Origin of the sequence: uncultured Streptococcus sp. (genome assembly GCF_902463925.1) — a bacterium.
Taxonomy (GTDB): domain Bacteria; phylum Bacillota; class Bacilli; order Lactobacillales; family Streptococcaceae; genus Streptococcus.
Map to the genome: position 1 here is coordinate 86947 of NZ_CABQHE010000007.1, position 18657 is coordinate 105603.

An 18657-nucleotide genomic window follows, 5' to 3' on the forward strand; every position below is an offset into this window, starting at 1 on the left:
TATATCACAGGATTTATTGGAGCCGAAAGGAAACCTTTGCACAAGGAGGTAGGAACTACAAGCAATAGGTAGTAAAGCGCATGCGAAGATTTCTACAACGCATCCCTCACTCTCGTTGACGAGTCCTTCTCCGTGATGGTCTCCATCGTATTCTATAGCAACGAAAAAGAGGTCTACGACCTCTTTTTCTAAGTGCTTTAATGGCTTCGATTGCAGCATCGCAATTTGGTTCACTATTGATGTTGTCTAGGTACTCAACGTAAGTGGCCTTGTTATTCGCATCTAAAACCAAAACAGTACGTGCAAGTAAACGCCATTCATTTATTAAGAGTCCGTAGGCTTTTCCGAAGGAATAGTCAAAATAGTTTAAGAGCATGATGGCATTTTCAATTCCTTCTGCAGCATACCATTTGCCTTAAGCGCAAGGAAAATTTACAGAAACCGTTAAGACCACAGCGCTCTCCATGTCAGAGAGAGCCTCTGGTTGAAGTGACGTGTTTGAGGGGAAAAGATACTGATTTATTTGAGAAGCTAATGGGTTTGGAGCCTTATTGGTTCAGACCTTCTGCAATTTTCTCTAAATTCCATTTCATCATACTATAGTAGCTGTCACCTTCTTCCCCTTCTTTAGCAATAGAGTCAGTGAAGATCTTTGCAAAGATAGGAATATTGGTATCTTTAGCCACAGTTTTCATAGGGCGTTCATCGACACTGGATTCGACAAAGAGGGCCGGAACCTTGGTTTGACGCAATTTCTCTACCAGAGTTTTGATTTGTTCTGGTGTCCCTTCTTCCTCAGTATTGATTTCCCAGATATAAGCAGATGGGACTCCATAGGCTTTCGAGAAGTACTTGAAACACCCTTCACTGGTCACGATCATCTTCTTTTCTTCTGAAATGTTCTTGAATGCTTGCTTGGCTTCTTGGTCTAGCTTATGGAGTTTTTCAGTATAAGCTACTAGATTTTTTTCGTAAAAGTCCTTGTTTTTTGGATCTTTAGCGATCAATTGTTTGGCAATGTTTTTAGCATAGATAATACCGTTTTCGAGATTGAGCCAAGCATGAGGGTCTTCTTTTCCAGCTTGGTTTTGACCTTCTAGGTAGATGACGTCGACTCCATCGCTAACTGCGAAATAATCCTTGTTTTCTACTTTATTGGCATTTTTGACTAGTTTGTTAAACCAAGCATTGCCACCGGTTTCGAGGTTAATCCCATTGTAGAAAATCAGGTCTGCTTGTGAAGTTTTTTTGACATCTTCTGGTAGCGGTTCATACTCGTGGGGATCCTGACCGACAGGGACAATACTGTGTAGGTCGATCTTATCCCCAGCGATATTTTTGGTAATATCTGCAAGGATTGAGTTGGTGGTAACGACTTTCAACTTATCGGATGAGGATTTGGAAAAAGAGCTCTTGCTACAAGCCATAAGACCAAATAAGAGCACCACAAAGAGGGTGAGGACATAAGCGATTTTTTTCATGTGTTTTTCCTTTCATGAGACGAGAGAGCATGCTTGTTCTTTCTCTGCTTAGGAGCGATAAAGAAGCTGATGAGAAAGAAGACTGCAGAAGTGAGGACAATACAAGACCCGACGGCGATGTTGAAGCTATAGCCAATAAAGAGTCCTAGGATGGATGCAAGAGCACCTAATCCGGATGAAAGGAGCATCATGGACCAGAGGCTTTTGGCATAGAGATAGGCTGTCGCAGCAGGTGTGATGAGCATGGCGACAATGAGAATGGTCCCGACACTCTGCATGGCAGTGACAGAAACCAAGGTTAAAAGCACCATGAGGAGGTAGTGATAGACCTTGACCCGTACGCCCATGGATTGAGCGAGGACAGGATCAAAAGAAGTGAGCAGTAAGGGACGAAAGAGCAGGCAAATCACCAGTAAAACAGCCACCCCAACACCGATGGTCATCCACATATCCTGGTCTTGCACAGCCAAGATATTCCCAAAGAGGATGTGGAAAAGGTCGGTAGAACTTTTAGCAATTCCAATCAGAATGACCCCTAAGGCGAGGAAAGAAGAAAAGGTAATCCCAATTGCAGTGTCGCTCTTGATGATGGAGTTGCTCTTGATATAGGTGATCAAGATGGAAGCTAAAAGCCCGAAGGCAATGGCGCCAATAAAGAAATTGATGCCCAAGATAAAAGACATAGCTACCCCCGGAAGGACCGCGTGTGAGATAGCATCTCCCATAAGAGACATGCCTCGCAAAATGATGAAACATCCCACAACTCCAGCGACAATTCCTATGGCAATGGCTGTGATTAGGGCATTCTGTAAGAAGTGGAATTGCTGTAATCCATTGATAAATTCTGTAATCATTCGACTCCACCTCCTATAAAGAGTTCATGCCCGTAGGCTGCGTGAAGATTTTCTTTGGTAAATGTATCCTCTGTTTTCCCAAAAGCAATCAGCTTGCGATGGAGGAAGATGATCTGATCAAAATAAGCTGGAACCTTGCTGAGGTCGTGATGGACAATCAAGATGGTCTTGCCTTCCTTTTTCAAGGTGTGTAGTGTCTGCATGATGATGTCTTCGCTAACGGAATCAATACCAGCGAAGGGCTCATCCAAAAAGATGACATCTGCTTCTTGAACCAAACAGCGGGCAATTAGGACACGTTGGAATTGCCCTCCCGAAAGCTGGCCAATCTGGCGATCCGCTAAATCAAGGAGATTGACAAGCTCTAAGGCATCTTCCACCTTTTGGAGGTTCTCTTTTCTTTTTTTCTTAAAGATAGAAAGATGGGGATAGAGTCCCAGTGAGACACACTCTCGCACCGTGATGGGGAAGTGGAAATCGATAGCTGTCTTTTGTTCGACATAGGCCACTCGTTGAAGAACTTGGCCGATATCTTTTTGATCAAGCTGGACTCTTCCCGAATGAGGCAAAAGTCCTAGCATGGCCTTGATAAGGGTTGATTTCCCTGCTCCGTTAGGTCCAAGAATTCCTAGGATGGTTGGACCCTGGATGGTGAGGGAAAGGTCCTTTAAGGCCAGTGTTTTCTGGTAAGAAACACTTAGATGTTCAATTTGAATCATAATTTCACTCCTTTAACATTAATATACATGAATAAAAAAATTAAGTCAAGTTAATTTTCAAAAAGAGAACTCGATAGAGTTTCCCTTCAGAATGAAAACAAACATCAAAAATGATGTTTGCCTTTTTTATATTCACACTTAATTCTCGCACAATCCAATAATATTGAGGTATTTGGATTAAATAATAGGTCTTGCCTACCATCATTTTACTAATTTTTTGATATTTAGATATACCAAAGTAAGACCAACCGTATCTTCCATCTTGGACTTTCATTTTTCTCAAGTATAACACAAGAAAAGTCCCCAGAAGATAACTTCTGAGGACTTTGTCTTCAATCAAAACACTACCTTAATCAAGGAAAACGTCTATTTTCTATATCACACTTGTCCACAAGTGTTGGATAATCTGGCTAACTGGAAAATTCCAATTAATCAAAAAACGCAAAAACCAGCTAGATGATAAGACCGTTTGAATATTGTTTATGGGAACGGTCGCAAGTATATTCCCCAACATAGTCAAAGGTACTAGACTTACCAAGGAAGCCAAAAAACCACTTGCCACTTGGAACCGTGTCTGGTCAAGACGCTCAATTCTCACAAAATGGAAGAAAATCCCAAGAAAGCGCAAACCATAATAGGTCACACAATAGATGGCGAAGTAGCTAACGCCCGCATAATAGGCACGGTCAAGTGAGAAAATATTCTGGTCTGTAAAAAAAGCTACACTGGCATCTTTGGTTGGATTAGCATAAGGTACCCAAAGATTAATAGCCTCACCTAATGACTTGTAAAAATAGGCCGCGACGCACATGGCAATAATGACTGAAACCACGTAATAGGCTTGCATAAAGAGACCTCTTCGGTAGCCAATGTAGAAATTCCAAGCCACGAGGGCTAAGACAAGGAGTCCAATCATGCGTCATCCTCATCGTCATCACTTTGAGCTGTCGCCTTGACCTTAAGTTGTTCGAGTTGCTTAGCTCTCAAAATTTCCAACTCTTTTTCCATATCTTCAACTTGGATTTCACGTTCCAACTGAGTTGACAAAGAGTTGATGGCCATTAGGATAGCAATCGTTTCATTATCAGCATTTTTCATCTGCTTTTTGATAATTTTATATTTCTCATAAGCAACACGCTCCACCTCTTCCATGAAAAGGTTGTCCTTATCAGTTGTTAGCGTGAGGTTCTTCTCTCCAAAATGAAATTTGTAACGGTTTTTGTTTGCCATTTGCTTGTTAACTGCCTAATCAATGGTGGGCAGGGAGTCCCCACCGCAGCTTCTCCTTATTTTATATCGCCATTTTTTAGCAAGATTCAGACACTTACTCTGGGGCGTGTTCGACACTTGAATGCCAACCCATTTCCTCTAATTGTGGAAAAAAGGGCATGGTTAGGCATTCTCTTCCTAATCATTATATCCTAAATTTTAACTTTCGTAAATTTTAGACTTTGCCCTTCTCCAGAAAAATAATTTTCAAGGATTCCTAACCTGTAAAATATCTACCAATTCTCCTTTTTTGTGCTAAAATAGATTCCATGGGCACAATCGTATTAAAAATGACAGCAGAGCAGATTTCGACACTCCAAAAGGACCTGGCAAACTATGCAACTGCGACTAAAAATCCATACGCTAGTTTTTCAGCTAAGGTCGATGGAACAAGTGTCATCGCCTATACTTCAGGTAAGGTGACCTTCCAGGGTGCTAAACCAGAAATCCTAGCTAGCCGTTTTGGTTACCAAGCCACGCCTAAGCAGTCACCTGATGGGCAAAACCTAGCCCTAATTGGATCAGACGAAGTCGGAAACGGCTCCTATTTTGGTGGTTTAGCTGTTGTAGCTAGCCTAGTTACTCCCGCTGATCATGCTTTTTTGAAAGCTCTAGGAGTCGATGATTCTAAAAATCTTAATGATATCAAGATTCGTCAGATTGCACCTATATTGGAGGAGAAGATTCCTCACAAGGCACTCCTTCTTTCGCCTAGAAAGTACAATGAGGTAGTTGGAGACGGTAAAGCACATAATGCTGTGTCCGTTAAAGTAGCCCTCCACAATCAGGCTATCTTCCTATTGTTACAATCAGGTGCTAAACCAGATAAGATTGTCATTGATGCCTTCACCAGTGAGAAAAATTATCAGAAATACCTCAAGAATGAACGCAATTGCTTTGACTTTCCTATCACTTTAGAAGAAAAGGCTGAAGGGAAATACTTAGCTGTCGCGGTGAGCTCTATCATCGCTCGCAATCTCTTCCTGGAAAATCTGGACAAACTCAGCCAAGAGGTTGGCTACACCCTTCCTTCAGGTGCTGGTGCTAAATCTGACCAGGTCGCAACTAAGCTTCTTCAAGCCTATGGAGATCAGGCTCTCCAAGCTACTGCTAAATACCATTTCGCTAATACTAAAAAAGCCTACCAACGCTTAAAATAACCCTGAAAGGCCTTAACTATGAAAAACAAATGGACCCAATACTTCCTCATTTTCCTTCGTGAATGGGGACTCTTTCTCCTCTTTATCACATTCTTCCTCTTGACTCGCCTCTTCCTATGGCTCCCTGTTCAGGTTGACGGACACTCAATGGACCCAACCATGGCAGATAGACAACGTGTGATCGTTTTGAAACACACATCCATTGAACGCTTCGATATTGTCGTTGCCAAGGAAGTTGAAAATGGTAAGACGAAACAAATTGTAAAACGTGTCATTGGTATGCCAGGTGACACCATTACCTATCAAAACGATAAACTTACTGTCAATGGCAAAGAAGTTAAGGAAGAATACCTCAAAGAATTCCAAGCTGCCTTTGCCAAAGATAAGCTACAAAAAGAGTATGCTTACAACGACGACAAGAGCAAGAGTGGCTACTTTCAACAACTAGCTAAGGATGCCAAGGCCTTTACAACCAATTCTGACGGTAACACGACCTTCTCTGTCACTGTTCCTGAAGGCAAATATTTCCTACTTGGAGACAACCGTATTGTTTCCAAAGATAGTCGAGCAGTTGGTTTCTTTGACAAGAGTGCTCTTGTAGGAGAAGTTAAATTCCGCTTCTGGCCACTTAATAAAATTGGTACCGTTGAGGACAACTAAAAACACTGAATAAGATAAGGTTGGGGAAACCCAGCCTTATTATGTATCTAGGAAAAACACATGCAAGAATTTTATTTTTCAGGAACTATCGAACGCGTCATTTTCGAAAACGCTAGTAATTTTTTTCGTATCCTACTCTTAGAAATTGACGAAACAGACAGCGATTTTGAGGACTATGAAATCATTGTCACAGGAACCATGGGAGATGTCATGGAGGGTGAAGATTATACCTTCTGGGGTCAGCTAACCAATCATCCCAAATATGGTGAACAGCTACAAATGACTCGCTATGAACGTTCAAAGCCTTCTGCCAGTGGTCTTATCAAGTATTTCGCCAGCGACAATTTTAAGGGGATTGGTAAGAAAACAGCTGAGCGTATTGTCGAGATTTATGGCGAAGACCCTATTGACAAGATTCTCGAGGATCCTAGCAAGTTAGAGCAGATCTCTAACCTTTCAAAGGTAAACCGAGAAGCCTTCCTTGCAAAGTTAAAAATCAACTATGGGACCGAGCAAATCTTGTCCAAACTTTCTAGCTATGGACTCACGCCAAAGGCTGCCTCACAAATTTTCAACCAATATAAGGAAGAATCGCTTAATCTTATTGAGGAACACCCTTATCTCTTGGTAGAGGAAGTTCAAGGAATCGGATTTAAAATGGCTGATCAACTGGCTGAACGTCTCGGAATTGCTAGTGATGCTCCTGAACGTTTACGAGCTGCCTTGATTCATTGTCTGCTAGAAGCCAGTATGGAAGAAGGCGACACCTATATCGAAGCCAAAGCCTTGCTTGAACGAACTATCATCCTTTTGGAAAGTGCTCGCCAGATTGAACTTGACCCTGCCTTGGTCGCTAAGGAATTAACCAATCTCATACAAGAGGACAAGGTGCAAAATGTAGAGACTAAAATCTTTGATAATACTCTATATTTTGCAGAACAGGGCATCTATACCCACCTAACTCGTATCATGAAAGACCAACCTGACATTAATGCAGAGGACAAAATCCAATCAAGTCTTGAAGAGGTGGAAGAGGATCTTGGTATTACTTATGACAAGGTTCAAAAAGATGCCATTATCAAAGCCCTACAAAGCAAGGTCTTCATCCTGACAGGTGGTCCCGGAACAGGGAAAACCACTGTTATTAACGGCATTATTAAAACCTATGCCGACCTTCATGGTCTAGATCTCAAAAAGTATGATTTGCCTATTATTTTAGCGGCGCCAACAGGACGGGCTGCTCGTCGAATGAACGAACTCACCCAACTCCCTAGCGCCACTATTCATAGGCATTTGGGCCTCAATAGCGAGGACGATTTCAAGACCTTAGATGACTATCTCGATTGCGATTTGATTATCATCGATGAGTTTTCTATGGTTGATACTTGGTTGGCCAATCAACTCTTTGAAAGTATCTCTGATTCAACCCAAGTCATCATTGTAGGTGACCAAGACCAACTGCCTTCCGTAGGTCCTGGCCAAGTCTTGGCTGACCTTTTGCAGATTGATGACTTGCCTAAGGTTTCTCTAACCAAAATTTTCAGACAATCCGAGGACTCCACCATTGTTACCTTAGCTAGCCAGATGCGCAAAGGCCAACTACCCGCTGATTTCACAGAGAAAAAGGCTGACCGCTCTTACTTTGAGGCCAATGCCAACCATATTCCACAGATGGTTCCTAAAATTGTCTCTGCCGCTATAAAGAGCGGGATTGCTGCTCAGGATGTTCAGATTCTGGCCCCCATGTACCGAGGACAGGCTGGCATCAACAATCTCAATACCATTATGCAGGACCTACTCAATCCCAAAGAAAAAGCCAATCAATTTGCCTTTAATGATATTTTCTTCCGTAAGAATGACAAGATTCTCCATCTGGTCAACGATACAGAACTCAATGTCTTCAATGGCGATATCGGAATCATCACTGACCTCATCCCTGGTAAATATACTGAAAGTAAGCAGGACGAAATTTACATGTCCTTCGATGGCAATGAGGTTATCTATCCCCGTAACGAATGGAATAAGATTACTCTGGCCTATGCCATGTCAATCCACAAATCCCAAGGTAGTGAGTTTCCAGTCGTTATCCTTCCTATCACACGGCAAAGTGGACGTATGCTTCAACGTAACCTCATCTACACCGCTATCACACGCGCCAAGAGTAAACTGGTCATGTTGGGGGAAATCGCAGCTTTTGATTTTGCCGTTCACAACGAGGGAGCTAAACGAAATACTTATCTCATCCAACGTTTTGAACAAACTTATACACAAGCTGTTGATAAGTCTGTCGAAAAGATTGTTAAAAGCGAGGCAACAGACGCCTCCAATCAAACAATAACAGAAAACGATAGACCCTCAGAAACCCTTAAAAACAAAGGCTTCTCGGAAAATATCAAACCATCCCAAACTCTTATTAACACTTATTCACACCCTGTGGATAAGTCTGTTAACAAAGCTGTGCAAACAGAAGAAAACAGTCGTTTAACTGAGGAAAATTGGGCAACTATAGATCCAATGATTGGTCTCAGTGAAGATGATATTGCTGCCTTTTTTAACAATAACTAAAAAAGACTTGGAAAGCGACTCACTAAGAGCAACTCCAAGTCTTTTCATTTGCTAAAATACTAAACGAATCAGGGCCATAGACACTATACCGACTATTACTGCATAGAGCAGATTTTTACTCTTAAACGCTACAATTACCGTTGGCACCGTAGCCAGTATTTCCATCCACTTAAGCTGCGGCAAGTGACCAATCTTCTCAGTCATGAGACTAGAGAGAACCAGGGCAAAAAGAATAGAAACTGGTAAGTAATGTAAGAAACGAACAACTATATCTGGTAGGCCCTTGTATTTAACCAGTACAAAGGGGAGAATACGAGGAACCCAACTAACCACAAATCCAAGTAAGATAGCAATGAGAATAAACCTATTGACGACCATCACACATTACCCCCACACTACATCCAATCAAAGTAGACACTAGAACAGCCAAAGACTCTGATAAGATGATACTAAAGCTCAGATATGCCACAGCAATAGATAACAGAATCAGAAACAGCTTACGCACGCCTTCACCTAGCAAGGCATCAAACTGACTACTTAACAAACCAATAAACATGGCAATCAAGGCAAAATCCAAACCAAAAAGCTCAGGATTTGGAATCATTGAGCCAATTAAACAGCCAACAACTGAAGATACAATCCAAACCAGATAACTAAAAATATTGTTCCCATGCATCCAGTTAGCAGAAATATCTTTATGATGCACATGTTCTCCTAATAAGACACCATAACTTTCATCCGTAATCAGACTACCAATTCCCAGCTGATTCCAGAGGCTTGTTTTTGTAAAAATCGTCGTTGCATGTAAACTCATCAACATGTTACGCAAATTAACTAAGAAAACAGTCAAGGTTAACTCACCTAGGCCAGCTCCCGCAACTACTAAAGAACACATGGCAAACTGGGCCGATCCACCATAGACCAAGGCACACATGAGGGCAACCTCAAGGGCTGATAAACCCGAAGCGGCCGCTACAACACCGAAGGCTAAGCCAATAGCTACATAGCCTAAAGCTGTCGGTACCGCGGCTTTTACACCTAAACGAAAGTCAGACACTCTCAATTCCTTTCTAAAGGAACCTCTTACCAGACGAGTAAGAGGTTCTTCTTATTCTTCAAATCCTGCAAAGGCTAGACTTGGCTTTGCATTCAAATCTAACTCAGCAAAATGTTTCTGATCACATTCAATAGCAGCCGCTAAGGCAATCATGCCAGCATTATCACCACAAAGACGTAAAGGCGGAATGACTACATCTACATCTGTGATTTCCTCAGCCAAGCGTTCACGTAAGCCCTGATTAGCTGCCACGCCCCCAGCAACAACAAGTGTCTTGACAGGATAACGCTCCAAGGCTTTCTTCGTCTTAGCTAGGAGAATATCCAACACAGCAGCTTGGAAGGAAGCACAAAGGTCTTCTGTTACTAAAACTTCCCCTTTCTGCTCAGCATTATGGTGCAAATTAATGAAGGCTGACTTCAAGCCTGAAAATGAAAACTCCAAGTGGTCTTCCTTAATCATAGCGCGTGGAAAATCATAAACATCTTTCCCTTTATGAGCCAATTCATCAATTTCACGACCAGCTGGGTAGGTCAACCCCATCACACGACCGACCTTGTCATAGGCCTCACCAACTGCATCATCACGTGTCTCACCAACAATCTTGTAATTTCCCGGTTCTGACACATAAACCAACTCTGTGTGTCCCCCGGACACCAAAAGTGCTAGGAGGGGATATTCCAATTCTTTAACCTCACGCGCCGCCATAAGATGCCCAGCCATATGATTAACTGGAATCAAAGGCAATCCGTGTGCCCAAGCGAAGGCCTTAGCCGCTGCCATCCCGACCAAGAGTGCCCCGACCAAACCAGGACCATAGGTTACTGCTACAGCATCTAGTTGTTCAGCAGTAATTCCCGCCTCAGATAAAGCATCCTTAATACAAAGAGTCACTACTTCCACATGGTGACGGCTAGCCACCTCAGGAACAACACCACCAAATCGTTTATGGCTTTCTACCTGACTGGCAATAATATTACTTAAAAGTTCTTTCTCATTTTTTAAAACGGCAACTGAAGTCTCGTCACACGAGCTCTCCACCGCCAAAATATATCTATCTGCCATTAGATTTCCTCTCGCCTCATGATAATAGCATCCTCCTGAGGCTCATGATAATAATTTTTCCGAATTCCTAAACTTTCAAATCCAAATTTTCTGTATAGCGCCTGAGCGACTTGATTTGAATCCCTAACTTCAAGAAAGATTGGCTCACTACGCTCTTCTAAATACTTCATCAGCTGACTGGCATAACCACGTCCCTGATAAGCTTTTAGAACCGCAATATTGGTAACCTCAAGCTCACCAACTAAATTTTGAAGGGCTAAAAAACCAACAACTTCTTCCTGATCATAAACATAGAAATACTCCGTAGTATCCAAAGCCAAGTCTGCTACCACTTGTTCTATCGTCCACGGAGACTTGTCATAAACATCCAACAAAATCTGATAAATCAGTTGAGCCTGTTCCTGGCAACTCAATCTAGACGCGCTTGATGTAGTTGTCACGGTTAGTCTCCTCATGTGTCTTAAGCCAGTTTTCCTCTGCCTCAACCCGCTTCAAGTAATGTGGGACAAAGGCATCAACATTAACAGGAGGCAATGATAAACCTAAACGACCAATTAACAGGGCTGACGGAAGACTTGACAAGATAGTTGCCTCTGGAAGGCTTTCCTTAATCTGATCCACAAAATTAGCCACTTCACCGACAAATGTCACCTTTTCATAACCTTTAGCTTGCTCAATAACATCTGTAAAAGCAGCATGACGATCAGGGACAATTGCTTGGCCATTTTGATAAATTCCGACGTAAACATTATTACGACGGGCATCCATGATAGGAATCACAACACCATCAGCTGAAAGATCCATCAAGGCCTGCAAACTTGAAACTCCCACTAAATCAATGTCCAGGGCATATGCTAAAGTCTTAGCTGTTGCGACAGCCACACGAAGCCCTGTGTAGGATCCGGGTCCTTGAGCAACAACGATACGCTCTAAATCAGCTGGTTGCCAGCTCGCCTGAGCAACCAAAAAATCAATGGTGGGCATCAGACTAATACTGTGATTCTTTTTCACTGTCACGGTTGCCTCTGCCACTAAGTTCTCATCTTCCAACAAGGCTACTGATAAAGCCGTGCTAGAAGTATCAAATGCTAATATTTTCATCTTTTTCCCTTGTTTCCTTCTATGCTTTTCTATTATAACACAAGTCACTGTTTCCCAGAAACGAACATTTTCCAACTTTTTCCGCCATTTTCTTTATCTAGCCCTTATCTTATGATACAATAATAGTAATTGTTAAACGAATCAAGGCTACTAGCTATTACTCATAAAGTGAATATCATAACGTCAAGTAAATCATAGAAAGATTAACTTGACCGGTTTTTTTATAGAATGGCAGAGCCTTTTGGAAAGAAAGGAAAACCATGATTTATAAAGTCTTTTACCAAGAAACTAAAGAGCGTAATCCACGCCGTGAACAGACAAAATCACTCTACCTAGATATCGATGCAGAAACTGAACTTGAGGGACGTATCCAAGCTCGTCAAATCATCGAAAAAAACACTGCCTATAACATCGAATTCATCGAGCTCCTCTCAGAAAAAGCCCTTGAATACGAAAAAGAAACAGGCGTTTTTGAAGTAACGGAGTTCTAAGACCATGGCATCAAAAATCAATCTAAAACCTGAAGAAGTTGGGGTTTATGCGATTGGTGGTTTGGGGGAAATCGGTAAAAACACCTATGGTATTGAATACCAAGATGAGATTATCATCGTCGATGCAGGTATTAAATTCCCCGAGGATGATCTTCTCGGAATCGACTATGTTATCCCGGACTATTCTTACATCGTTGAAAACGTTGATCGTGTAAAGGCACTTGTCATTACTCACGGTCACGAAGACCATATTGGTGGTATTCCCTTCCTTCTTAAGCAAGCAAACATCCCAATCTACGCAGGACCGCTTGCTCTTGCTCTTATTAAAGGAAAATTGGAAGAACACGGACTACTTCGTGACGCACAACTCTATGAAATTAACGCTAATACAGAGCTTACTTTCAAAAATATGAGCGTTACCTTCTTCCGCACAACGCACTCAATTCCAGAACCTCTCGGTATTGTCATCCATACACCTCAAGGTAAAATTGTGTGTACCGGTGACTTTAAGTTTGACTTCACCCCAGTGGGTGAGCCAGCAGACCTTCACCGTATGGCTGCACTTGGTGAAGAAGGCGTTCTTTGCCTCCTCTCAGACTCAACCAATGCTGAAGTCCCAACTTTCACTAATTCCGAGAAGGTCGTTGGACAATCCATCATGAAAATTATTGAAGGCATCCACGGACGTATTATCTTCGCCTCATTTGCCTCAAATATTTTCCGTCTGCAACAAGCTGCCGAAGCCGCTGTAAAAACTGGCCGTAAGATTGTTGTCTTCGGACGTTCTATGGAAAAAGCCATCGTTAATGGGGTTGAACTAGGCTACATCAAGGTTCCAAAAGGAACTATTATTGACCCTAGTGAGATGAAAAACTACCATGCCAGTGAGATTCTTATCATGTGTACCGGTTCTCAAGGAGAGCCTATGGCGGCCCTTGCACGTATCGCTAACGGGATGCACCGCCAAGTGACACTGCAACCTGGTGACACTGTTATTTTCTCATCTAGCCCTATCCCAGGAAATACAACCAGCGTTAACCGCTTGATTAATACTATTCAAGAAGCTGGCGTCGATGTTATCCACGGTAAAATCAACAATATCCATACCTCTGGACACGGTGGTCAACAAGAGCAAAAACTCATGCTTCGTTTGATCAAACCAAAATTCTTCATGCCTGTTCACGGTGAATACCGCATGCAGAAAGTCCACGCGGGTCTCGCTGTTGATTGTGGTGTTCCAAAAGATAATATCTTTATCATGGAAAATGGTGATGTCCTAGCCCTAACAAAAGATTCTGCTCGTCGTGCAGGTCATTTCAATGCTCAAGACATCTATGTCGATGGTAATGGTATCGGTGATATCGGGGCGGCCGTTCTTCGTGACCGTCGTGATCTTTCTGAAGACGGTGTCGTCCTTGCTGTCGCAACTGTTGATTTCAAGTCTAAGATGATTCTAGCTGGTCCAGATATTCTCAGTCGTGGCTTTATCTATATGCGTGAATCTGGTGATCTTATTCGTGATAGCCAACGCATTCTATTCAACGCTATTCGTATTGCTCTTAAAAATAAAGACGCCAGTATTCAATCCGTTAACGGAGCTATCGTCAATGCATTACGACCGTTCCTATATGAAAAAACAGAACGTGAGCCAATCATCATTCCAATGATTCTCACACCTGATAACTAAAAAATGGTAGCTTAACAGCTACCATTTTTTAGTCCGATACAAATCTTCAGTAAGTAAAAAAGTTCCATAAACACTTCTTCTTTTATGCACCTGGATAAATATAAGGTACCGCCCCTGATATTGTTGAATTTTACAGATTAAACCAAGCACGATAGTTATCAATGTGTTGCTAATTGTTATAGTTCAACTCCAAGATTTGAATCTAACCAACTGGTGTAACATAACCAACGTATCCATATCCACCATCAGTCCAACATACAATCGAACGAGCAGCACATATCGAACCAACAGCATAGCCTTGGCTAGCAATTGAGAAGAACAAGTCTCCATTTTGAAAAGTATAAGAATCAGCATCAGTTGTTTGAGCGACTGTAAGACCGAGCAATAATGTACTTGGGACTATTGCTAAGGCAGCTTTTTTATTGTTTTTATATTTCCCCCTGAATAAGAGTAATATGAACTGAGTTTAACATATTGATATTTTACTGTAATTAAGAGAGAAAAAAATATGACAAAAGCAAACAAATCTGTTAGAAGTACGTAATCTATCCAAGAACTCAATAAACTCCTTTTTAAACAAAAAGAAAACCAGGTAACCCTGATCTTCAAATTATTTTATTAATACAGATCTAAGTAGTTATCAATTTCCCATTGTGAAACGAAAGTAGCATAGCTTGCCCATTCCATACGTTTCGCATCAAGGAAGTTTGTATAGATATGATTACCCAAAGCTTGACGAACCACTTCATCCGTTTCCAATGCTTTAAGAGCATTACGTAGTGTTGATGGCAAATCAATGATACCAGCCTCTTTACGTTCTTCTGGAGACATTGAGTAGATGTTTGTTTCAACTGGCTCTGGTGCTTCAATCTTGTTAATGATACCATCAAGTCCTGCTTCCAAAAGAACGGCAAGTGCCAAGTATGGGTTTGCCATTGGGTCTACTGAACGCAATTCCAAGCGTGTACCCATACCACGAGAAGCAGGGACGCGGATCAATGGTGAACGGTTGCTACCTGCCCATGCAATATATACAGGAGCTTCGTAACCTGGTACCAAACGTTTATAAGAGTTCACTGTTGGGTTAATAATTGCAGTATAGTTATAGGCATGTTTCATCAATCCACCAAGGAAGTAATAAGCATCTTGAGATAATTGCATACCACGTGGATCTTCTGGGTCGAAGAAAGCATTTCCTTCATCAGTGAAGAGAGACATGTTACAGTGCATACCACTACCAGCAATACCGTATTTAGGTTTCGCCATAAATGTAGCATAAAGACCATGTTTACGAGCAATTGTCTTAACAACTAGCTTAAACATTTGAATATTATCACATGCTTTCAAAACATCAGCATATTTAAAATCGATTTCGTGTTGTCCAACCGCAACCTCATGGTGAGATGCTTCAACTTCAAATCCCATTTCTGTCAACACATTAACAATTTCACGACGTGTGTTGTCGGCAAGGTCAGTTGGTGCAAGGTCAAAATAACCACCTTTATCGTTAACTTCAAGCGTAGGATTACCTTGTTCATCTAATTTGAAAAGGAAAAATTCTGGCTCTGGTCCAAGATTAAATGATTTATAACCAACTTCTTCCATATGACGCAAAGCTTTTTTCAAGTTACCACGTGGGTCTCCTGCAAATGGCTCACCTGCCGAAGTATAGATATCACAAATAAGACCAGCGACTGCCCCATTTTCATCACCCCAAGGGAAGACTGTCCAAGTATCAAGATCTGGGTAAAGATACATATCAGATTCATTAATACGAACAAAACCTTCGATTGATGAACCATCAAACATAGCTTTATTTGAAAGTACCTTATCCAACTGTTCATCTGTCGCAGGAATTTCAACATTCTTCATAACACCAAGGATGTCAGAGAACATTAAACGCAAAAAAGTAACATTCTTCTCTTTGACTTCGCGACGAATATCAGCTGCTGTGATTGCCATAATAGGGGTCTCCTTTATAAAAACCAAAAATAAAAATTCAAAGCGTAATTAAATACGCAAGTTACCAAATTGTTGTGATGGGGTCGTAAAACGGCCTTGCTGAAGGAGTTCATCATGCAAGATACGTCGAACATCCGCATCAGTTAAAGCTACTTGTTTTTGTTGAGCACGAACTTTACGTTCCTCATACTCATGCTTAATTGCTGCAATATTGTAACCGTCATTCAAAAAATCTTTGATTTCCAATAAACTATCCATATCATTTAATGAGTACATACGACGATTCCCAGCTGTACGTTCAGGTTGAATCAACCCCTGATCTTCATAGTAACGAATTTGACGAGCAGTTAAATCCGTTAACTTCATAACTGTGCCAATCGGAAAAACAGATAAAGAACGTCTTAGTTCTTTTTCTCTTGCCATGATTATCCTCCTTTCCTAACAATTATATTCTGAATGTTACTACATGTCAACAGATAATGTTACTTTTTCTTACACAATAAGAAAATCCCGAACATTATATTGTTTATTACCTTATATTCAAGGATTTTATTTTAAAAACCATAAAAAAAGAGCTCAAGAGAACTCTATTATTCTTATTTTAAATGTTTAAGTAACCAATCATAATCATAATTAACAAGGATTGCAATAAAGACTCCGCAAAACGTTTCAAATACTCTGGCTATCACATAGGTGAAGGTATTATCAGGTGGGATAGACAAAGTAATAATCAGAAGCGCAGCCACTCCTCCAATAACTCCAGAAGCATTATTAAAGGACACATTAATGACAATAGTCAACATTGTTAAAATAGGGACCAATAGCAAAGTCACCCAAACTGAATTGTCAAACCATATATTCACAAAATAGAATAAAAGCGATAAAAGACCCCCAACTGTATTCGCAAAAATACGTGACTTTCCAAATTGAACACTACGGTCAAAATTCTCACGCAAACTAAAAACAGCAGTTAAACAACCAATCTGAAGCCCTTCCCAGCCTAAAGCAGAGAACAATCCTAAAACAAGAAAAACGGCTATCCCGGTCTTTAGTGTACGCATACCAAACTTAAATTTTTTTGGTTCAAATTTCAATCCCATTCTACTATTTTACCATGATTGGCTGGCTTTTGGGATATTTCACTGCATAATTAAAAAATAAAAAAGAATGTTGATATTTTACATCTTACAATTGAATAGTCTTCAATTCAACAAAAAAGAACGCCCTACAGAACGTTCTTAATTTACTAAAAATTATTTTTCAGTCAAAGCTGCAAGTCCTGGAAGTTCTTTACCTTCAAGAAGTTCCATAGAAGCTCCACCACCAGTAGAGATCCATGAGAATTTATCTGCACGTCCAAGGTTGATTGCTGCGGCAGCTGAGTCACCACCACCGATGATTGATTTAACGCCTGGTTGTTTTACGATAGCGTCCATCACACCAATTGTACCAGCTTGGAAGTCAGGGTTTTCAAATACACCCATAGGACCATTCCATACAACTGTTTTCGCACCAGTCAAGGCTTTATCGAATTCAGCAATTGATTTAGGACCGATATCCAAACCAAGGAAACCTGGGTCTACTGCTTCACCTTCAGTGTCTTTCACTTCAGTGTAGTCAGCAAATGCATTAGCTTCTTTTGAGTCAACTGGCAAGATCAATTTACCGTTTGATTTTTCAAGAAGAGCTTTAGCAACATCAAGTTTATCTTCCTCTACAAGTGAGTTACCGATTTCGATACCTTGTGCTTTGTAGAATGTGTAAGTCATACCACCACCGATAAGAACTTTATCAGCTTTTGCAAGAAGGTTTTCGATAACACCAATCTTATCAGATACTTTAGAACCACCAAGGATAGCTACGAATGGACGCTCTGGAGTTTCAACTGCTTCTTTGATGTAAGCAATTTCATTTTCAAGAAGGAAACCAGCAACAGCTTTGTCAACGTTTGCTGAGATACCAACGTTAGATGCGTGTGCACGGTGAGCTGTACCGAATGCATCGTTTACGAAGATACCATCCCCAAGTGATGCCCAGTATTTACCAAGTTCAGGATCATTTTTAGATTCTTTCTTGCCATCAACATCTTCAAAACGAGTGTTTTCAACCAAGAGAACTTGTCCATCTTCAAGAGCGTTAACAGCTGCTTCCAATTCAGCACCACGTGTAACACCTGGGATAAATTTAACGTCTTGACCCAATTTAGCAGCCAAGTCAGCAGCTACAGGAGCAAGTGATTTGCCTTCTTTATCACCTTCTTCTTTTACACGTCCAAGGTGAGAGAAAAGAATTGCACGTCCACCTTGTTCAAGAATGTACTTGATAGTCGGAAGGGCAGCAGTGATACGGTTGTCGTTAGTGATCACGCCATCTTTTACAGGTACGTTGAAGTCAACACGAACGAGAACTTTTTTCCCTTTCAAGTCAACATCTTTAACAGTCAATTTAGCCATTTGATCAGACTCCTTAATTTTTTAATACGTTTTCATTATATCACAAAATGCATAAAAGAGATAGCAAAATCAGAAGGATTTCTAGCTTATTACTAGCAGAAGGCATTTAGCATATAATCTAAATCGAAAGGTC

Annotated in this window: 20 protein-coding genes and 2 pseudogenes; 5 read left to right on the forward strand and 17 right to left on the reverse strand. The window is 41.1% G+C overall.

What is annotated here, in order from left to right; genetic code table 11:
• Nucleotides 1-190 precede the first annotated feature (190 nt).
• The 7 genes and pseudogenes from RDY04_RS06540 to RDY04_RS06570 form a co-directional block, all read right to left on the reverse strand.
• Nucleotides 191-513 (reverse strand): annotated as a pseudogene (locus RDY04_RS06540) (redoxin family protein); the annotation flags it as partial.
• Between the two features lie 35 nt (nt 514-548).
• Nucleotides 549-1481 (reverse strand): metal ABC transporter substrate-binding protein, encoded by a 933-nt coding sequence (locus RDY04_RS06545; protein WP_303950064.1) that lies wholly within the window; start codon nt 1479-1481, stop codon nt 549-551.
• Nucleotides 1478-2335: a metal ABC transporter permease gene (locus RDY04_RS06550; protein ID WP_302545964.1), complete on the reverse strand. Its 858-nt coding sequence runs from the start codon at nt 2333-2335 to the stop codon at nt 1478-1480. Before RDY04_RS06550 ends, RDY04_RS06545 begins: the two co-directional genes overlap by 4 nt.
• Nucleotides 2332-3054, reverse strand: coding sequence for a metal ABC transporter ATP-binding protein (locus tag RDY04_RS06555; RefSeq protein WP_303950068.1), 723 nt, complete (start codon nt 3052-3054; stop codon nt 2332-2334). The genes RDY04_RS06550 and RDY04_RS06555 overlap by 4 nt, the downstream gene beginning before the upstream one ends.
• Before the next feature lie 40 nt (nt 3055-3094).
• Nucleotides 3095-3324, reverse strand: a pseudogene (locus RDY04_RS06560) (IS5/IS1182 family transposase); the annotation flags it as partial.
• Between the two features lie 103 nt (nt 3325-3427).
• Nucleotides 3428-3970, reverse strand: a complete 543-nt coding sequence (locus RDY04_RS06565) for a CvpA family protein (protein WP_303950071.1) — start codon at nt 3968-3970, stop codon at nt 3428-3430.
• On the reverse strand, nt 3967-4284 hold the full coding sequence (locus RDY04_RS06570) for a hypothetical protein (RefSeq protein WP_003096030.1): 318 nt from the start codon (nt 4282-4284) through the stop codon (nt 3967-3969). Before RDY04_RS06570 ends, RDY04_RS06565 begins: the two co-directional genes overlap by 4 nt.
• A 308-nt stretch (nt 4285-4592) precedes the next feature.
• On the opposite strand from RDY04_RS06570, the gene rnhC reads away from it, so the two are divergent.
• Genes rnhC through RDY04_RS06585 form a run of 3 tightly spaced genes read left to right on the forward strand, consistent with a single transcriptional unit; the run spans nt 4593 to nt 8708 of the window.
• A complete protein-coding gene (rnhC, locus tag RDY04_RS06575; protein ID WP_303950075.1) occupies nt 4593-5483 on the forward strand; it encodes a ribonuclease HIII in 891 nt (296 codons plus the stop codon).
• 18 nt (nt 5484-5501) lie between these two features.
• Nucleotides 5502-6143, forward strand: coding sequence for a signal peptidase I (lepB, locus tag RDY04_RS06580; protein WP_303950077.1), 642 nt, complete (start codon nt 5502-5504; stop codon nt 6141-6143).
• 60 nt (nt 6144-6203) lie between these two features.
• On the forward strand, nt 6204-8708 hold the full coding sequence (locus RDY04_RS06585) for an ATP-dependent RecD-like DNA helicase (RefSeq protein ID WP_303950079.1): 2505 nt from the start codon (nt 6204-6206) through the stop codon (nt 8706-8708).
• Between the two features lie 51 nt (nt 8709-8759).
• Here the strand turns inward: RDY04_RS06585 and RDY04_RS06590 are convergent, their stop codons facing one another.
• The 5 genes from RDY04_RS06590 to tsaB are packed head-to-tail and all read right to left on the reverse strand — an operon-like array spanning nt 8760 to nt 11931.
• Nucleotides 8760-9086 (reverse strand): AzlD domain-containing protein, encoded by a 327-nt coding sequence (locus RDY04_RS06590; protein ID WP_303950082.1) that lies wholly within the window; start codon nt 9084-9086, stop codon nt 8760-8762.
• Nucleotides 9073-9771, reverse strand: coding sequence for an AzlC family ABC transporter permease (locus RDY04_RS06595; RefSeq protein ID WP_303950084.1), 699 nt, complete (start codon nt 9769-9771; stop codon nt 9073-9075). Before RDY04_RS06595 ends, RDY04_RS06590 begins: the two co-directional genes overlap by 14 nt.
• Nucleotides 9772-9816: 45 nt before the next feature.
• A complete protein-coding gene (gene tsaD, locus RDY04_RS06600; RefSeq protein ID WP_303950086.1) occupies nt 9817-10830 on the reverse strand; it encodes a tRNA (adenosine(37)-N6)-threonylcarbamoyltransferase complex transferase subunit TsaD in 1014 nt (337 codons plus the stop codon).
• Nucleotides 10830-11285 carry a ribosomal protein S18-alanine N-acetyltransferase gene (gene rimI / locus RDY04_RS06605; protein WP_303950088.1) on the reverse strand — a complete coding sequence of 152 codons (456 nt, stop codon included), beginning with the start codon at nt 11283-11285 and terminating at the stop codon, nt 10830-10832. Before rimI ends, tsaD begins: the two co-directional genes overlap by 1 nt.
• Nucleotides 11245-11931 (reverse strand): tRNA (adenosine(37)-N6)-threonylcarbamoyltransferase complex dimerization subunit type 1 TsaB, encoded by a 687-nt coding sequence (gene tsaB / locus RDY04_RS06610; protein WP_303950090.1) that lies wholly within the window; start codon nt 11929-11931, stop codon nt 11245-11247. Before tsaB ends, rimI begins: the two co-directional genes overlap by 41 nt.
• A gap of 260 nt (nt 11932-12191) precedes the next feature.
• On the opposite strand from tsaB, the gene RDY04_RS06615 reads away from it, so the two are divergent.
• Entirely contained in the window at nt 12192-12422 is a 231-nt protein-coding gene (locus RDY04_RS06615; protein WP_002884752.1) for a DNA-dependent RNA polymerase subunit epsilon, read from the forward strand.
• 4 nt (nt 12423-12426) lie between these two features.
• Entirely contained in the window at nt 12427-14109 is a 1683-nt protein-coding gene (gene rnjA, locus RDY04_RS06620) for a ribonuclease J1 (protein ID WP_154864096.1), read from the forward strand.
• Between the two features lie 202 nt (nt 14110-14311).
• Here rnjA and RDY04_RS09610 read toward each other — a convergent pair whose 3' ends face one another.
• The 5 genes from RDY04_RS09610 to pgk form a co-directional block, all read right to left on the reverse strand.
• The gene (locus RDY04_RS09610) at nt 14312-14494 is read right to left on the reverse strand and encodes a prolyl endopeptidase (protein WP_303950095.1); all 183 of its coding nucleotides are present in this window, start codon (nt 14492-14494) and stop codon (nt 14312-14314) included.
• A gap of 233 nt (nt 14495-14727) precedes the next feature.
• A complete protein-coding gene (glnA, locus tag RDY04_RS06630; protein WP_295494329.1) occupies nt 14728-16071 on the reverse strand; it encodes a type I glutamate--ammonia ligase in 1344 nt (447 codons plus the stop codon).
• A gap of 48 nt (nt 16072-16119) precedes the next feature.
• Nucleotides 16120-16494, reverse strand: a complete 375-nt coding sequence (locus tag RDY04_RS06635) for a MerR family transcriptional regulator (RefSeq protein ID WP_303950100.1) — start codon at nt 16492-16494, stop codon at nt 16120-16122.
• A gap of 173 nt (nt 16495-16667) precedes the next feature.
• Nucleotides 16668-17171: an aromatic acid exporter family protein gene (locus tag RDY04_RS06640; RefSeq protein WP_272148056.1), complete on the reverse strand. Its 504-nt coding sequence runs from the start codon at nt 17169-17171 to the stop codon at nt 16668-16670.
• 153 nt (nt 17172-17324) lie between these two features.
• Complete coding sequence (pgk, locus tag RDY04_RS06645; protein ID WP_272148057.1) at nt 17325-18524, reverse strand: phosphoglycerate kinase; 1200 nt, start codon at nt 18522-18524, stop codon at nt 17325-17327.
• Nucleotides 18525-18657: the final 133 nt, after the last annotated feature.

Excerpts from the sequence above, each read along its gene's own strand:
- RDY04_RS06545 (WP_303950064.1), bottom strand. The coding sequence starts at position 1,481 with ATGAAAAAAATCGCTTATGTCCTCACCCTCTTTGTGGTGCTCTTATTT.
- RDY04_RS06550 (WP_302545964.1), bottom strand. The coding sequence starts at position 2,335 with ATGATTACAGAATTTATCAATGGATTACAGCAATTCCACTTCTTACAG.
- RDY04_RS06555 (WP_303950068.1), bottom strand. The coding sequence starts at position 3,054 with ATGATTCAAATTGAACATCTAAGTGTTTCTTACCAGAAAACACTGGCC.
- RDY04_RS06565 (WP_303950071.1), bottom strand. The coding sequence starts at position 3,970 with ATGATTGGACTCCTTGTCTTAGCCCTCGTGGCTTGGAATTTCTACATT.
- RDY04_RS06570 (WP_003096030.1), bottom strand. The coding sequence starts at position 4,284 with ATGGCAAACAAAAACCGTTACAAATTTCATTTTGGAGAGAAGAACCTC.
- rnhC (WP_303950075.1), top strand. The coding sequence starts at position 4,593 with ATGGGCACAATCGTATTAAAAATGACAGCAGAGCAGATTTCGACACTC.
- lepB (WP_303950077.1), top strand. The coding sequence starts at position 5,502 with ATGAAAAACAAATGGACCCAATACTTCCTCATTTTCCTTCGTGAATGG.
- RDY04_RS06585 (WP_303950079.1), top strand. The coding sequence starts at position 6,204 with ATGCAAGAATTTTATTTTTCAGGAACTATCGAACGCGTCATTTTCGAA.
- RDY04_RS06590 (WP_303950082.1), bottom strand. The coding sequence starts at position 9,086 with ATGGTCGTCAATAGGTTTATTCTCATTGCTATCTTACTTGGATTTGTG.
- tsaD (WP_303950086.1), bottom strand. The coding sequence starts at position 10,830 with ATGGCAGATAGATATATTTTGGCGGTGGAGAGCTCGTGTGACGAGACT.
- rimI (WP_303950088.1), bottom strand. The coding sequence starts at position 11,285 with ATGAGGAGACTAACCGTGACAACTACATCAAGCGCGTCTAGATTGAGT.
- tsaB (WP_303950090.1), bottom strand. The coding sequence starts at position 11,931 with ATGAAAATATTAGCATTTGATACTTCTAGCACGGCTTTATCAGTAGCC.
- RDY04_RS06615 (WP_002884752.1), top strand. The coding sequence starts at position 12,192 with ATGATTTATAAAGTCTTTTACCAAGAAACTAAAGAGCGTAATCCACGC.
- rnjA (WP_154864096.1), top strand. The coding sequence starts at position 12,427 with ATGGCATCAAAAATCAATCTAAAACCTGAAGAAGTTGGGGTTTATGCG.
- glnA (WP_295494329.1), bottom strand. The coding sequence starts at position 16,071 with ATGGCAATCACAGCAGCTGATATTCGTCGCGAAGTCAAAGAGAAGAAT.
- RDY04_RS06635 (WP_303950100.1), bottom strand. The coding sequence starts at position 16,494 with ATGGCAAGAGAAAAAGAACTAAGACGTTCTTTATCTGTTTTTCCGATT.
- RDY04_RS06640 (WP_272148056.1), bottom strand. The coding sequence starts at position 17,171 with ATGGGATTGAAATTTGAACCAAAAAAATTTAAGTTTGGTATGCGTACA.
- pgk (WP_272148057.1), bottom strand. The coding sequence starts at position 18,524 with ATGGCTAAATTGACTGTTAAAGATGTTGACTTGAAAGGGAAAAAAGTT.